The sequence below is a fragment of the Corynebacterium capitovis DSM 44611 genome, assembly GCF_030440535.1.
In the GTDB taxonomy this organism is placed as follows: Bacteria; Actinomycetota; Actinomycetes; order Mycobacteriales; family Mycobacteriaceae; genus Corynebacterium; species Corynebacterium capitovis.
This window is the reverse complement of the sequence record NZ_CP047117.1, coordinates 1,145,427-1,160,280: the sequence shown is the minus strand read 5'-3', so window position 1 is coordinate 1,160,280 and position 14,854 is coordinate 1,145,427. Positions and strand designations below refer to the sequence as shown.

Below are 14,854 nucleotides of genomic sequence, written 5' to 3'. Positions count from 1 at the left end.
TTGCTACCCTAACCCTTCTGCCGTCTTGGTTAGAACTATTAATTCGTCACACAAGTGACGAATTTCTTCGCTATCCGCGCCATCCTCATATGCGGTCGCGATATCTTCGGCAGCGCACCTCACCTGGAATAACTGATCGCGCAGTGTCGCAACTCGTTCCGGGCTCATGATCACCGCATCTGCCGTCTGCTGGGGCGAGCGTCCCCCGCCAACGCTGAGGCGGTGCTCATACGCGCGTTGCTTGCAGGAGTCACTGCAATACTTCCTACGCCGGCCCCTCCCCTGTGGCTGCATCAATTCGGCCCCGCACCACTGACAGGTGGGAAGGCGGACTCCGCGGGCTGGCATGGTGACAGCCTATCACCGGGCGAGGTCGCCGCCGGCGACCCGGGAACAATCGAGCGGGGCCAAGCGTTACACTTATCGACTGTCTCCGGCCCTCCACCGGCCGGGGCATAAGGCAAACGTAGGAGGGACACTGAATGGCCGATCGTGTTTTGCGTGGTAGCCGCATGGGCGCCGTGAGCTACGAAACGGACCGCGACCATGATCTCGCACCGCGCCGCATGGCGAAGTATCGGACGCCGGACGGCGAAGTTTTCGACGTCCCCTTTGCCGACGATGCGGAGCTACCCGAAGAGTGGATGTGCAAGAACGGCCAGGTCGGAACTCTCATGGAGGGCGACGGGGTTGAGGCGAAGCCGACGAAGCCCCCGCGCACTCACTGGGACATGCTGCGGGAGCGTCGCACCATCGAGGAGTTGGATGTCCTCCTCGAGGAGCGCTTGGAGCAGTTGCGGAAGCGCCGGCGCACCGCCGCCCGCATGGCGAAAGAACAGCAGGACGCTTCCCGCTAACCCCGCTTTGTCAGCTCGTACGAGCCGAGGCTGATGCCGGCGCGGGCCATATCAACCGCGGCATCGGCCACCCGAGCTGCCCGTCGGGTAAGCCCGTGAAGCGGCGAGCGCTTCAACTCGTACGCCACGAGGCGGGAGCCCTCGGAGAGGGCCTCCACAACCTTCTCTGGGACTGTACCGATCGTGCGGTTGAGCTTCCACAGCCCCGCGTGGTTCGCCTCGTATTGGGCGAGTTTGAGCCCCTCCTTCGCAGCCTCACCGATAAGTTCGCTCTTTTCGGCGACGGCCCACTTGGTTACCTCAACGAACGATTCCCCAGCGAAGCCCGCGTCCAGCTTGGATTCCCCCGCGGTGCGATCAACGAAGGTAATGGGGACCTCTCGGACATCGAAGCCTTCCGCGATAGCACGGTGGGCAAGGTCAACCTGGAAAATGTAGCCCTTCGGGGAGAGGGCGTTGAGGTCGACTGTCTCGAGGACCTCACGGCGGAAAGCGCGGAAGCCCGCGGTCATGTCGTTCACGTGGTCGCCCAGCGCGAGGCCAATATAGCGGTTTCCCCACTTAGACAGCTGGTGGCGGCTCTCGGGCCAATCCTTCACCACGCCGCCCGGAACGTAGCGGGATCCGATTACAAGGTCCGCACCCCGGTCGATCTCGGCCAGTAGCTTCGGCAAGTCAGCCGGCGCGTGAGAACCGTCTGCGTCCATTTGAACGACGACCTCGTAGTCGCGCTCCAGCGCCCACCGGAAGCCCTCGCGGTACGCGGCTAGGAGCCCCTCCTTTCCCGCGCGGTGGACGACGTGAACCTCGTCGTGCTGGGTGGCGAGCTCATCGGCGAGCTGCCCCGTCCCGTCCGGCGAATTGTCGTCCACGACGAGGATGTCAAGTCCGCGGCCGGCGTCCTTCGCCGCGGTGAGCACACCCTCCACGATGCGTGAAAGGTTCTCAACCTCGTTGTACGTCGGGATGATGACCACGGTGGTGTTGGCCACGGCACGTTCTCCTTTGTCTCTTACGCTTCGATATCGGCGCCAAGCGATGCCCGCCGACGTCCCCAACGCAGCATACCCGCCCACATCGTGACGACGGCGCCCGCTGCCACAAGAAAGCCTTGGACGTATGCGCCGTAGCGCACAGCCGGGGTGATGGAATCCCTGAGGGGCAGCGTCTGCACGAGGTAGGCGGGTTCGAAGATGGAGGTCTGTTGCGCGACGGTGCCGTCTGGGTTAACGATTGCGGACACCCCCGAGGTCGCGGCCACGACAACGGCACGGTCAGTCTCTATCGCCCGCATGCGGCTCATGGCAAGTTGCTGGTATGTCATGTCCGTAAACCCGAACGTCGCGTTATTTGTGGGGGTCGCTAGGATCTGGGCTCCTGAATTGACCGCTGTGCGGTACGCCGCGTCGACGGCCACTTCATAGCAGGTCGCAATCCCCAGCGTCGCCCCGCCGATCCGCACGGTTCCCGTTCCATCCCCTGGCTTGAAATCCCCCGCCATGTCCACATAGTGCGAAAACCGCCGGAAAAAACCGCGCCAGGGCATGTACTCCCCGAATGGCTGGAGGTATTTCTTATTGTGGTAGTCCCCCGCCTGCCCGTCCGGGTTGAACACAACCATGGTGTTGCGTGCGCCAACGGAATCGCGGGTGATTGTTCCCACCAAAATTGGAACATCCACCGCGTCAACGGCGCGATCAATGAGGCGCGAGGCCTCCGAATCGCTAAATGGGTTGACGTCGGAGGAGTTTTCCGGCCACACGACGAAGTCGGCGAGCACGCCTGAGTCAGCGAGGGCCTCGGTTTGTGCAACGTGGTTGGCTAGCACGGCCCTTCGTTGGGCATTGAAATCCAAACCCATCCGCGGGACGTTCCCCTGGACCGCCGCAACAGTGACCTTGCCTACTTCGTGCGGGGCGGGGTGAGCCGAATCTTCCGGCAAACTGACAACCACGCTGGCCGCCACACCGAGGCTAAGAGGGACCAGGGCGAAAAGGGACGTCGAAAAGCGATGCGTTCGTAGAACCATGCTGGCGGCGCTGCTCGCGACAGCGACCGTCGCGGCGGTGACTAGAGCTGGCCCTCCCCACGCGGCGAGCCCTGCGAGCGGGCCTTCTATTTGCCCCCAGGCGAGACGGACCCACGGGAACCCACCGAAGGGGACCGAGGATCGAACGTATTCGCAGGCAAGGTAGAGGAAAGGAAACGCGGCGAACCCCCATCTGCCGCGTCCGAGCAGGACACCGAACGCACCCACCGGCAGGGAGAACAAAGCCAACGTTATCGACAGCGCCACAAACGGCGCGGGCCCCACAAACTCCCCGACCCACGGGAGGAGGAGGAGATAGAGGCTTAAAGCGTGAACGAAACCCAGCAGCGCGCCGAAGCGGCCCGAAGGATTCGACCGGGCCCAACTCCCCACCCCTGCAGGCCAGGGCATCAGTGCGGCATAAAAGGCACCGATTCCGACGACGGCGAGGGGCCACAGTCCTAACGGCTCGTACGACGTAAAGACGAGTGCACCCGAAACGGCTGCGAGTGCGAGGCGAAGGAGTGCACCCACCTAGCTCGACTCGCCCGGGCGTCGGTCCTGATCCCCTGCGCTGTCGGCGTGGTACCACCGTTCGAGCTCGGTGGCATCGATCACTCCCGGTTCGGACCGGAACGTGCCGTAGCTCGTGTGCTGTTGCCCAGCGGGCGATGCGGAATAAACACGAGCCCCGAAGTGTTCGACGGTGTCCTTGACGCGAGTGGTGAGGATGCGACGAATCGCGCCGCGGGTCGGCCCTGCCACAAGAGCCACACCGAGGATGGACGTGACGTACCCGGGAACGACGCAGAGGGCCCAACCCGCAGCCAGCAAGGCCGTGTCCCCTGCCACCTGGCCGATGGACCCCTGCCCATGAGCGGCTCGCGCTAGCACTCCCCGTAGCGAGAGGCCCGCAGCGGCGCCACCAAGAGCCATCACCGCCACGAGCGCGAGAAACGCCCACCCCCACCCGAGGAGTTGAGCGACCCCGACATAGGCCAGGGCTTCGATAAGAACGTAAGCAACGAGGACGAGCGGCATGGGGATAGCTTACCCGCCCAATTGGCTTACCAACCATCGAGCGTCCCGGTGTAGACGCAGGTAATAAGGTGCGAAATGGTTAAAACCGCTCCGGCCGGGAACTCGGGGAATGCGCGACTCTGCTAGCTTCACGCCCCACGCGCGCGCGAGGCTCAGCGAACTGCTAAACGGTACGACATCGTCGTGCAGTGCGGCCCAAAATCGGACAGGAATGTCCGGAATGGCGTGCCGCCCCAGCACGTTTCGGTCAAGGTAATCGCGGGTTCGCGGGAGATGCTCCAGCGTATCGCTCATGCGCAGCCCGCTTTGCGTCCACTCTCGGGTGCTCCGCCAGCGGGTGTGCGCGACTGCACCTACGGCGCAAACGCGCTCTCCGAGCTCGATAGCCGCGAGACCGGAGGGGCTGAGGACAGCGGCGATTTCTGCGGCAATGCCTGGGTCCGCCGCCATCATGCCCGCCACGGCATAGAGGATTACGGTCGAGGGAAGCGAACCATCGACGTGGTCTAAGACCTCGGCGAGATTGGCAGGCGGGGATCCAATCACGGCCGCCAGCGGTTGCAGTTCGGGGGCGTAGTGGGAGTTTTCCAGCCACGCGCCGATAGCACCACCTCCCTGGGAAAACCCCCAGAGGCCCAGGTTATCGGACCCGATGCCGAGCTCGGCCGCGGCGCGCAGCGCGTCGGCGAGCGCGCGAGCCGCCGAGAGGTGATCACAGTACAACTGCACCCCCGATTCCGGCTCTCGCGGGTAATCCGTGAGGACCACGTTGCACCCGGCGGCGAGGAAGAGGTTGATGGTGGGTTGTTCGTACGACGCGATGAGGTCGAGGGGCTGGCGGCGCAGCGCGACACCCACCGTGCAGGAATAGGACGGGTCGCACCTGGGGGCGACCCCCTGTGTCGAGGGCGCGAAAGCAACTGTGGGACGCGGCCCATGACCCCGCCAGGGACACAACGAGCGAAACACGGCGCCCGTTGCGCTCACGACGCGCCGCTGGGCGTCGGAGGTGGCGTAATCGATGCGCCATGCGCGGGCGGGGTTAAGCCGCGACCCCAACCCGATGGCTCGTACGCAGTGGGACTGGAGTAGCTGGCCGGGCGTTGTCCCCACCAACCACGTCGCGTGGCCGAACTCTGGGTCTGTTCCAGGGTGCGCGCGCGTGGCGTCGAAAAGAAGGGGTACGGTGGCCCTCGCGAAAGCGCTGAGCATTTTTAGCGCGGCATATGTCGCCAGATCGGCCGCGGGACAATGCGCATCACGGCCGCGAGAAGAGCCAGTCGGCGCGGAACCCACACCGTCCGGCTGCGTCCAAGCGCGGCCACGACCGCGTCTGCGACGTCGGAGGGCGTGACGGAGAGTACCGCGGGTTTCATCCCCCTGGTCATCGAGCCGATAACGAAACCCGGCCTGGCGAGTACCAGGTTGACGTCCGAACCGTGGAGCCTGTCCATCAGGCCCTGGCAGAACGCGTCGAGGCCCGCTTTGGTTGAGCCATAGACGTAGTTCGCGCGGCGGGCGCGCCACCCGGCGACGGAGGAAAAAGCGACGATGTCACCGCTCGTCATGACGTGTGCTAGCACCGTCAGCGCGTTGATCTGTGCGAGGTAGTCCACCTCCGCGATGCGCGCGGCCTCGCGCTCGTCGCGCTCGGCCAACGCCTGATCCCCCAAAATCCCGAAGGAAACCACCGCGGTGGTGACCGGGCCAGCGTCTTCGATGACACGCCGGTGAGAAGCGAGGTCGGTCGCCTCGAAGGGGGTCACTGTGACAGAAGCAGCTCCCCCATCGCGCAGTCGCTTCTCGACGCCCGCCGCCCGCTCCAGGTCACGCGCCGCGAGCACCACGTGCCTGCCAGCGCACAAACGGAGAGCGATGTTCTGGCCAATATCGCTGGTAGCCCCGAGTATGAGGAGGGTTCCGTCTGCCATGGCGTCGAGCTTACGCGCCGATCGCGACAACCCCACGGCGAATGGCATCAATGGCCCGGTGCGCGGTGCGGCGAATGGCTGAGTCGTACCCCGTCGTGGCAACTTGCTCAAGCAGGTCGATCACTTGCCGGCACCACCGCACGAAGTCACCGGGCGTCAGTTCGGCCCCCGATTGCGCTGCCGCAGCGAGCGCATACCCGAGTGGGGCGCCCGCTGCCCACTGATGAACCGACAAGGCAAAGCCTTGGTCCGGAAGCCGCGTGGGGGGCAACCGGTGACGGCGCTCGTCGGACACTAGCTCGTCGTAAATCCGCATCGTGTGGGAGATCGCCTCGGCCATCTTTTCGGTTGGCGCCTGCGGGCTGCCCCCGGTGGCCTTACGGTTTTCGAACACGCACAGGGAAACGACGCCCGCTAGCTCGGCGGGGTCCAGCTCTTCCCACACGCCCCTCTTAAGACATTGGGCGACGAGCAGGTCGGAGACGCTGTGTATGGCCGCCAGCCGCTCACCCTCGTCGGTGACGGTCACGTCGCCACCCTCGATGTCGACGTAGTTCATCTCAGCAAGCAGACCAATGATGCGTTCAAACGTGCGGCCGAGGGAGTCGGTGTCCGAATCGAGCTTGCCTTGGACCCCTTCCAGCTTGCGTGTTTCTCGCGCGAGCTCCTCCCCCACTCGCGCGAGCATCTCTCGGTCCGGGGCGGGCCAGGAGTGCACGGGGTGGCTGCTCACGGCCTCGCGCAACGCGGAGACCTTCTTATTCGGGCGGGTTCGCGCCTCCACGCGCAGTTTCCGGGGGGCGCGAAAGGTGCCGGAGGCAAGCAAGCTCACCACTTTCCGGGCGTGTTTGCGCGGCTGGTCCTGCATGTGGCGCGGGATTTTGATACGTCCTACGACAACGGGTGGGTTCCGGAAGGCGGAGGCGTCGACTCTCCCCGACCACCCGCGCTCCGTAGTGATCCACGGCCGATCTCGGCCCGCAACCTGCACAACCGCGGCCAGCTCTGGCCGTTTCTTACCAGGAAGCGCAATAACCTCGCCGACCTGCAGGCGGCTGAGAATCATCCGCGTTTCTTCCGCACGCTCCTCCATGGCCCGAGCGCGGGATTCCCGCTCGGCCTCGCGCAAGTTCCGGCGGAGGGTGAGATATTCCAGTAGATCCCCGCTGGGGTCGGCGGAGGGCGGCGCGAAGCTCGCGATGTCCCGCTCGAGCTGAGCGCGCAGCTTATCCACTTTCGCGCGCCTGCGCTCAACGTCACGAACCTCCCCGACGACGGAACGATCGGTTTGGAACTGGGCGAAGGACTGCTCGATGAGCCGGATGGAATTGTCGTAGCCATTCATCTTCACCATGTTGATGGCCATGTTGTACCCAGGTTGGAAGGGAGAGATAAGCGGGTAGGTGCGTGTGGAGGCCAATCCCGCGACCTCGTGCGGATCCACGGCCGGCGCCCACTGCACGACGGCGTTTCCGATGTGGTCGATACCCCTACGCCCAGCTCGTCCCGTGAGCTGGGTGTATTGCCCGGGAGTGAGGTCGACGTGTGCCTCGCCGTTGAATTTGACCAGCTTTTCCAAGACCACCGTGCGGGCCGGCATATTGATGCCCAGTGCGAGCGTCTCGGTAGCGAAGACGACTTTGACTAAGCCCTCAACGAAGAGCCTCTCCACAATGTGCTTGAAAGCAGGTAGCAGGCCCGCATGGTGCGCCGCGAACCCGCGCAACCAGGCGGTCCGCACGTGACGGTAGTTCAACACGGCCAGGTCTTCGGCGGGAATGTCGGCCACGCCGTCGTCGATAATCGTCGCGATGCGCTCTTGTTCCTCCGGTGAGGTGAGCTCTCGCCGGGAGCGCAGGCACTGGATCACCGCACCGTCGCACCCCGCCCGTGAGAAAATAAACACAATCGCAGGCAGCATGTCGCGGCCCTGCAGTGCCGAAATCACCTCCGGCCGTCCAACCGGTCTCATTCGGTCCTGGCTTCGATCCCGCCCAGAGCGGCGACCCTCCGCCCGGGCGCGGAACCCACGCCCCGACTCGAAGTCTCGCCTGCCGTCGTCGGCGGCGCCCGCGTCCGCTCTCTCGATCGCGCGGGCCAGATCGCGGTTGACGGCACCGTCGGATCCAGGTTCGAACAGCGGGAAGACCTTGCGGCCAACCATCATGTACTGGCTGAGCGGGACAGGCCTGTGCTCGGAGACGATGACGTCGGTGTCACCCCGGACCGTGGCCAGCCATTCGCCGAACTCCTCGGAGTTGGACACCGTGGCGGACAAGCCGATGATAGACACGGAATCATCCAGATTGAGGATGACTTCTTCCCACGCGGCCCCGCGGTCGCGGTCGGCGAGGTAGTGAATCTCGTCCATCACAACGTGGGAGAGCCGGTCGAGCTGCGGTGACTGCGCGTAAATCATGTTGCGGAGGACTTCGGTGGTCATGACGACAACCTCGGCCGACCCGTTGATGCTCACATCCCCGGTGAGCAACCCCACAGCGTCAGCGCCGTGCTGACCCACAAGATCGTGATACTTCTGGTTGCTCAGCGCCTTGATGGGCGTGGTGTAAAAGCACTTCGTCCCTCGGCTGAGGGCTAGTGAGACCGCGAACTCCCCCACAATCGTTTTGCCTGAACCGGTCGGGGCACACACCAGCACCCCGCGGTCCTTCTCCACCGACTGGCAGGCCCGCACCTGAAAATCATCGAGCTCGAAGCTTATCGACGCCCTAAAGTGCGCGAAATGGGAATTCGAAGTGGCCGTCGGAAAAGAGGCAGACATGCCCCCTAGAGTACGTCTCGAAAATAGTCGGCGTGTACGGGGCGTGGGCTCGCTTGGACAGGCTCCGGCGCGGCGATGGGGCCGGAAGCAGACTCGTCGTCGGTATCCATCCACGCGGGCCGCTGCGCGGACTTTTTCTTGTCGCGGATGCGGCAGAACTGGAAGGCCAACTCGACCAACAGGGACATCGCAGCACCCAGGGCGATCATCGAGAACGGGTCCTGGCCAGGAGTGATGAACGCGGCGAAGATGAACAGCCCTACCGAGATCATGCGTCGTTTGTCGCGAACGTGCTCGTAGCGGAGGAGGCCCGCGAGATTGAGCATGACGATGACCAGTGGAAGTTCGAAGCTCACGCCGAAGATGACGATCAAACTGAGCATGAAGCTGTAGTACTCGTGGCCCGTCAGAGCCGCGACTTGAACCTCGGAACCGATCGACATGAGCACGTAGAGGCCCTTGTCCAGGACGAAGTACGCGAGCATCGCTCCGAGAACAAAGAGCGTCACCGCCAGCGTGACAAAGCTGAACGTGTAGCGCTTCTCGTTGCGGTGCAAGCCGGGCGTAATAAACGCCCAGATCTGGGTTAACCAGATCGGTGAAGACATGACGATGCCGGCAAGGAACCCGACCTTGAGGCGGAGCATGAACATCTCAAACGGAGTCGTTGCTAGCAGCCGGCATTCCCCGTCACCCGTGAAATCCGCCCGCAGGTCAGCAGGGAGATTACAATACGGCCCACGGATGATCTCTCCTAACGGCAACAACCCCGCGGGCGCGGATTGATACCACACGAACCCGACTACGGTGCCCGCGAGCAGGGCGAGCATGGAGATGACAACGCGCCGTCTCAGCTCCTGCAGGTGCTCGACGAGGGACATGTTTCCCTCGGGGTCTTTGGGTTTCCGCTTGAGCGTCCACCGCTTGCGCGTCGGTGTGCTCACTGCTTAGCGAGGCTGGTTCTCAGGCCGGTCCCAAAAAGTCTCGGCGCTCTTTGTCTCCTGGTTCGTCTGAGGCACCTCGCTCTTCGGGAGCTCCGCCGGGCGATCGGTAGGCGCTGCGGCCTCAACCACGGCATCGTCGTTGCGCATTTCCTTCACCTCGGACTTAAAAATCCGCGCGGAGCGTCCCATAGACCGCGCGAGGTCCGGCAACTTGTTTGCTCCGAAAAGAAGCAGGATGATGGCCAAGATGATGAGAATCTCGGTCCAACCTAGGTTCGCCATAATTTTCCTTTCTGCGGGCGCCGTCCGGCGTTGCATCGACCTATCTTAACCTCTCCGCCGCCAACCGCGCCCGACGCGCAACCTCTTCCGCGACGTCTGCGGGGTGCCGAAGAACCACGCGGTCAGCCTGAGCGAGGCAAAACCTGATAAGCCATTCGACGGTGCCGTAGGGAATCTCGGCGCTTACCCATCCCTCGCGAGCAGGTGCGGAAACCTCCAGGTCAATCTCCCAATAATCGGCCAGCCACGTCGCCTCGCGACGCACCTCGACGCGGGCGCGTGCCGCGTCGGAGAAACCAAACGGATCACGCGCGTCAAAACCGCCCGCGCGGGATATCACTTCAGGCGGTGCCGGGGCATCCAGGACAGTCGCCGCCCGCACGCGGTCAAGGCGGAAAGTTTTGACCACATCGTCCTCAACAGCTCTCAGGTACGTCTCACTATCCCGGTGAAATAGGTTGACAGGCGTAACTCTTCGTGTGGAGGTCGTGTCGGACGACGCGGAGTAATACACCAACTCAAGCTTGTGCTTCACCGCAACCGCCTCGGCCACGGCGGCTGCCGGGCCGGGCTCCGCCGGATGGACGGCATCTGATACCCCGGACCCAGCGACTACCTTCCGAATCTTCTCCGCCGCGGACGTCACAGCCTTCGTATCGACGAGGCCGGGCATTGTCTCTAAGGACTCCAGCGTGAGGAGCAAAGCGTTGGCCTCGGTGGGTGTGAGCCGAAGTGGCCGGTTGAGGCCTTGATCGTCGATAAGCGTGATGCCCGTCCACGAAGCGACGAGATCGATCAATTCCCCCGGGCCCCTGCCCACCCCCGACAGGCTGAGGCGGGAGAGGTCGTCCATCACCTGCTGATGAGTCGATCCCAGGTCGCGCGCGATTTCCATTGGCGTCGCCGCGGTGTGGGTGCGCAGATAGGGGATGAGATTGAGTGAGCGCACCAGCCCTTCGAGCTTCTTGGGGCTATCCATCAGTTCACCCCTTCGGAGGTCCCGCGGGCGTGGCTAAGCAGCGTCACGACGTCGTCGCGCACGTCCTTTGGCTCGATCGCGGCGATGTCCGTGGCCACGCTCGCAACGGTCCGCACAAGCCAGTCGCGCTCCACTGACGTGAACACGACTTCGCTGCCCTCCCGGCGCCCGCGCTCTGATAGCTCCCCGAGCTCCGCATCGACCCGGGCGAGGGTGAGGCGCGCGTCGGTGACCGGCCCACGCAGCGTCTCTCGCACAATCTCGGCGAGGGGACGGTTCGGCTGATGGAATGGCCCCGAGTAGCCGGCTCGCCGCACGTTGGTGACACGTTTGGCACGAAATACCCGCACCTGCTCTCGCTCCGGGTCGAACCCGACGACGTACGCCCGGTTGTTCAGCGCGACAATGCCCCAGGGGTCCATCACTCGGGTCTGGGTGGGTGCTCCTGCGGCTGGGGCGTAGTCGAATACCATTCGCTCCTGGCCGCGCACGCAGGCAGTCACGTCACGCACGACGGTGGCGTCGAGGCGAAGGACGTCATTGTCGGCGGAGGCGAGTGCGGGACTATCGAAAGAGCGCGTGACTCCGGAGGCCGCCAGCTTGACCCAGCCCGATCGAGCGAAAGCCCCGAGGCTCGTTCCCTGCCCCAATTCCCCGGCGAGGCCGAGGACCGTCGCCTCCTCGTCGGTAAACGCAATCGCGGGCAGCTCGTAGGCATCTTTATCCACCCATACGAGCCCCCCGTCGGCGCGCGCGGGCACACCCGCACGGCGGATCGTCTTGACGTCTCGGGCGATTTGGCGTTGGAGAGCGCCCGGCCCGCGGCCTTCGTAACCCTCGACGTGGGCTTGGATCCACGCGAAGTCGCGGGGCCGGGGCGAACCCAGTAGGGCGAATGTGAGGTTGGTCAGTCTCCGGATCGCGGCGTCCTCTCCCGCCGGGCGTGTGTTCACGGGTGCCCCGCTTCGATGTCCTCGATGAGCCGGTCCACGCTCTCGTTGTGCGACTCAAACGGGTCGAGCAGCTCGACTGTGCGGGGCTCGGGTCGGTTGAGCTTGAGGCGCACCCAGTCGGCGTTGTACTCGGCACCCTTCGCTTGAGCGGCAGAGACGAACCGGCCACGCGATCGGGCGCGGGTCGTGTCTGGCGCGTGCTCGACAGCGTGCTCGATGTCGGCATCGCTCACCCACCGCGCCGCGCGGCCACGGCTTTGCAAAAGATAGAACAACCCCCGGTCTCGACGGATGTCGTGGTAGGCGAGATCAAGGTGGGCGAGTTTCGGGTGGTCCCAGTCGCACCCGAGGCGCGTCCGAAACTGATCCAGCAACCTGCGTTTAATCACCCAGTCAATGTCGGTCTCCACTCCGCGGAAATCCTGGGTCTCCACCGCTGTCACCGCCCTGTCCCACAAATCGACGACGCGCTCGAGTTCGCCTCCTCGGTCGCCGAGCCAGCTTCGAGCCGCGTCGACAGTGGCGCGCTGCACCTCGACGGCGCTAACCGTGCCACCGCGCTTCAAGTTCAGTACGGTGCCCCCCGTGGGGTCTGCAGCGATATCGCGGATGTGCGAGATGGGGTCGGCCAACTCGAAATCCGGCAGGTCCACGTCGGCCTCGAGCATCTCCAGAACAAGCTGAGTGGAGCCCATTTTCAGCGCACACGTCGTCTCCGACATGTTCGAGTCCCCAACGATGACATGCATCCTACGGAAACGGTGCGAATCTCCGTGCGGTTCGTCGCGCGTGTTGATAATTGGCCGAGTCCGCGTCGTGGCCGAGGAGACGGCCTCCCATACTTGATCCGCGCGCTGGGACAGGAGGAACGTGCCGTCTTTAACCAGGCCGGCGCCGCAAACGAGCTGGCGGGTAATCAAAAACGCCAGCAATTGCCGGGACAGGTTCTTGAGCGCTAGCTCCCTGCTGATGAGGTAGTTTTCGTGCGCGCCGTAGGAGTTTCCGCGCGAATCGACGTTGTTTTTGAACAGATAGATGGATCCGCCGATGCCGTCTGCTTCCAACGTCTCTTCGCCGCGGCGCGCCAGTCGGTCGTAGATCACCTCCCCCGCCTTGTCTTGGGCGACGAGCTGGGCGACCGAGTCGCACTCAGCGGTGGCGTACTCGGGGTGCGCCCCCACGTCGAGGTATAACCGCGACCCGTTGGGCAGGAACACGTTCGAGCTTCGGTGTTGAGCGACGACCGGCCGAAAGAGGTAGCGCGCGATTTCCTCCGGGCTGAGTACGGCTTTGCCGTCGCGCATCGCGGTGACTCCGAACTCGGTCTCCACCCCGGCGATGCGGCGCAGGTATACGGCGGGCACGCTGGCTACTCCCCGCCTTTTTGCACGTAGGAGCGGACGAATTCCTCGCTGTTCTCGCCTAACAGCGAGTCGATTTCGTCGAGCAAGTCGACTGCTTCAGTTGTGTCGAGCTGCGCTTGACCCGCCTCGGTTGCTTCACCGCGGTCGTCGCCGCCTCCGGCGGTGTGCTGCTGTTGTTGTGTCGCCATACTCCTACCCTAACCGGCTTCTATGGTGGCGATGAGCTGCTCGACAGACATGTTGTCGCCCAGCGTTATCCGCTCGCGCGTGTAGCCGCCAACGTCGTCGATGTTCACCCGGCGCGGCCCGCCAGCGGTATCGAACAGGATGGACTGCCAGCTCGAAGCGATGATGTGTTCCCCGTAGTTCCTACTCAGGGTGCCGCGAAGCCACGCGCGGGTATCAGCCGGGGGCGTATCGGCGGCCCGCTCGATCGTGGCGGAATCGACGAGGGTACGCATTCGGCCGCGCCGCACGAGCGCGTGATAAAGGGAAGAAGCTGGGTCGATGTCCGCATAGCGCAGGTCTAGCGCTTTCAACTTGGGGTCGCCAATGTCCACACCGCGAGCTGTAAACCCCCGAATCAGTGCCCACTTCGCTGTCCAGTCAAGCCGGTCGGCTGTGGACAGAGGGTCGCGCTCCAAGTCATCGAGAATCTCACCCCATAGTTCGAGCACTCGCTTGTCGACGTCATCGCGCGCCCGGCACCGGGCGCGGTATTCGCGTTGGATGGCGATGGCGGTGAGCCTCCTGCCGTCGGCAAGCACAAGCTCCCGCGTGCAGCGCGGGTCGTGAGAGACGCGCTTGATGTCCGCGACGGCATCTACGAGCGAGAGGTCTCGGAAGTCGACCTCGTCTTCGATGGCATCGAGAACGAGTTTGGTCATGCCGAGCTTGAGGAAGATCGCGTGCTGGCTCATATTCGCGTCGCCAACAATGACGTGAAGGCGGCGGTATTCGCGCTCGTCGGCATGGGGTTCGTCGCGGGTGTTGACGATGCCGCGGTTGAGCGTCGTCTCGAGACTCACTTCCTGTTCGAAGTAATCGGCGCGCTGCGAGATCTGGAAGCCCTCTTTTTCCCCCTCCTGCCCGATCCCAACGCGCCCCGCACCGATGATGACCTGGCGCGTGACGAAAAAAGGTATGAGCGACCGGGTGAGCACGGCGAAATCAGTGTGCCGAGAGTACTGGTAGTTCTCGTGGCTGCCGTACGACGCCCCCTTGCCGTCCACGTTGTTCTTGTAGAACGTCAGCGGCGGGCACGGGGCCGTGTCCTTCAACACGCTCGCGCCCTGTTTATACAGGTCCGCGATGGTGGTTGCGGCGCGGCCCAGCACAACGTCCCCCGCGACGTCGTAGATCATCGCGTCCCACGCGTTTGACACTTCCGGCGAGGAGTACTCCGGGTGCGCGTGGTCGACGTAGAAACGGGCACCGCTAGCCGTGACGACGTTGGCCACTCCCATCGCATTGGCGTCGACTACGGGCACCGTGTGGTAGCGCTTGAGGTCGAACCCGCGGGCGTCTTTCAAGGGGTGCTCGGCCTCGTAGTCCCAGCGGGAGCGCGCCGTGGTCCGCATCGCGGCGTAGGCGACGACGGCGTGGGTCGAGGTGACAATCGGGCTCAAAGTCGGGTCGTTCGGCGAGGTGATGCCGTATTCGGTCTCTGTGCCCATGTAGCGCGCCATGCGC

Annotated in this window: 15 protein-coding genes; 1 reads left to right on the top strand and 14 read right to left on the bottom strand. The window is 64.2% G+C overall.

Annotation, left to right across the window (positions count from 1 at the left end):
* Positions 1-3: 3 nt before the first annotated feature.
* A complete protein-coding gene (locus CAPI_RS05695) occupies positions 4-348 on the bottom strand; it encodes a hypothetical protein (RefSeq protein WP_040356561.1) in 345 nt (114 codons plus the stop codon).
* 134 nt (positions 349-482) lie between these two features.
* Here CAPI_RS05695 and CAPI_RS05690 point away from each other — a divergent pair, with 134 nt between their 5' ends.
* Positions 483-857, top strand: a complete 375-nt coding sequence (locus CAPI_RS05690; RefSeq protein ID WP_018017081.1) for an RNA polymerase-binding protein RbpA — start codon at positions 483-485, stop codon at positions 855-857.
* On the opposite strand, the gene CAPI_RS05685 is transcribed toward CAPI_RS05690, so the two are convergent.
* The 13 genes from CAPI_RS05685 to dop form a co-directional block, all read right to left on the bottom strand.
* Positions 854-1,849 (bottom strand): polyprenol monophosphomannose synthase, encoded by a 996-nt coding sequence (locus tag CAPI_RS05685; protein ID WP_018017080.1) that lies wholly within the window; start codon positions 1,847-1,849, stop codon positions 854-856. The genes CAPI_RS05690 and CAPI_RS05685 overlap by 4 nt on opposite strands.
* Positions 1,850-1,869: 20 nt before the next feature.
* The gene (gene lnt / locus CAPI_RS05680) at positions 1,870-3,420 is read right to left on the bottom strand and encodes an apolipoprotein N-acyltransferase (RefSeq protein WP_018017079.1); all 1,551 of its coding nucleotides are present in this window, start codon (positions 3,418-3,420) and stop codon (positions 1,870-1,872) included.
* On the bottom strand, positions 3,421-3,927 hold the full coding sequence (locus tag CAPI_RS05675; protein WP_018017078.1) for an FxsA family protein: 507 nt from the start codon (positions 3,925-3,927) through the stop codon (positions 3,421-3,423).
* A gap of 9 nt (positions 3,928-3,936) precedes the next feature.
* Positions 3,937-5,139: a lipase family protein gene (locus CAPI_RS05670; RefSeq protein ID WP_026157056.1), complete on the bottom strand. Its 1,203-nt coding sequence runs from the start codon at positions 5,137-5,139 to the stop codon at positions 3,937-3,939.
* Between the two features lie 2 nt (positions 5,140-5,141).
* A complete protein-coding gene (locus CAPI_RS05665) occupies positions 5,142-5,858 on the bottom strand; it encodes an SDR family NAD(P)-dependent oxidoreductase (RefSeq protein WP_026157055.1) in 717 nt (238 codons plus the stop codon).
* A gap of 10 nt (positions 5,859-5,868) precedes the next feature.
* On the bottom strand, positions 5,869-8,640 hold the full coding sequence (locus tag CAPI_RS05660; protein WP_018017075.1) for a DEAD/DEAH box helicase: 2,772 nt from the start codon (positions 8,638-8,640) through the stop codon (positions 5,869-5,871).
* 5 nt (positions 8,641-8,645) lie between these two features.
* Positions 8,646-9,521, bottom strand: coding sequence for a twin-arginine translocase subunit TatC (gene tatC, locus CAPI_RS05655; protein ID WP_018017074.1), 876 nt, complete (start codon positions 9,519-9,521; stop codon positions 8,646-8,648).
* A 66-nt stretch (positions 9,522-9,587) separates the two neighbouring features.
* Positions 9,588-9,866, bottom strand: a complete 279-nt coding sequence (gene tatA / locus CAPI_RS05650; protein ID WP_018017073.1) for a Sec-independent protein translocase subunit TatA — start codon at positions 9,864-9,866, stop codon at positions 9,588-9,590.
* 40 nt (positions 9,867-9,906) lie between these two features.
* Positions 9,907-10,845 (bottom strand): helix-turn-helix transcriptional regulator, encoded by a 939-nt coding sequence (locus CAPI_RS05645; protein ID WP_018017072.1) that lies wholly within the window; start codon positions 10,843-10,845, stop codon positions 9,907-9,909.
* A complete protein-coding gene (locus tag CAPI_RS05640; RefSeq protein ID WP_018017071.1) occupies positions 10,845-11,798 on the bottom strand; it encodes a helix-turn-helix transcriptional regulator in 954 nt (317 codons plus the stop codon). The genes CAPI_RS05645 and CAPI_RS05640 overlap by 1 nt, the downstream gene beginning before the upstream one ends.
* Positions 11,795-13,102: a Pup--protein ligase gene (pafA, locus tag CAPI_RS05635; RefSeq protein WP_083893902.1), complete on the bottom strand. Its 1,308-nt coding sequence runs from the start codon at positions 13,100-13,102 to the stop codon at positions 11,795-11,797. Before pafA ends, CAPI_RS05640 begins: the two co-directional genes overlap by 4 nt.
* A gap of 65 nt (positions 13,103-13,167) precedes the next feature.
* Positions 13,168-13,350: a ubiquitin-like protein Pup gene (locus CAPI_RS05630; protein ID WP_018017069.1), complete on the bottom strand. Its 183-nt coding sequence runs from the start codon at positions 13,348-13,350 to the stop codon at positions 13,168-13,170.
* Positions 13,351-13,359: 9 nt separating this feature from the next.
* Complete coding sequence (dop, locus tag CAPI_RS05625; protein ID WP_018017068.1) at positions 13,360-14,850, bottom strand: depupylase/deamidase Dop; 1,491 nt, start codon at positions 14,848-14,850, stop codon at positions 13,360-13,362.
* Positions 14,851-14,854 lie beyond the last annotated feature (4 nt).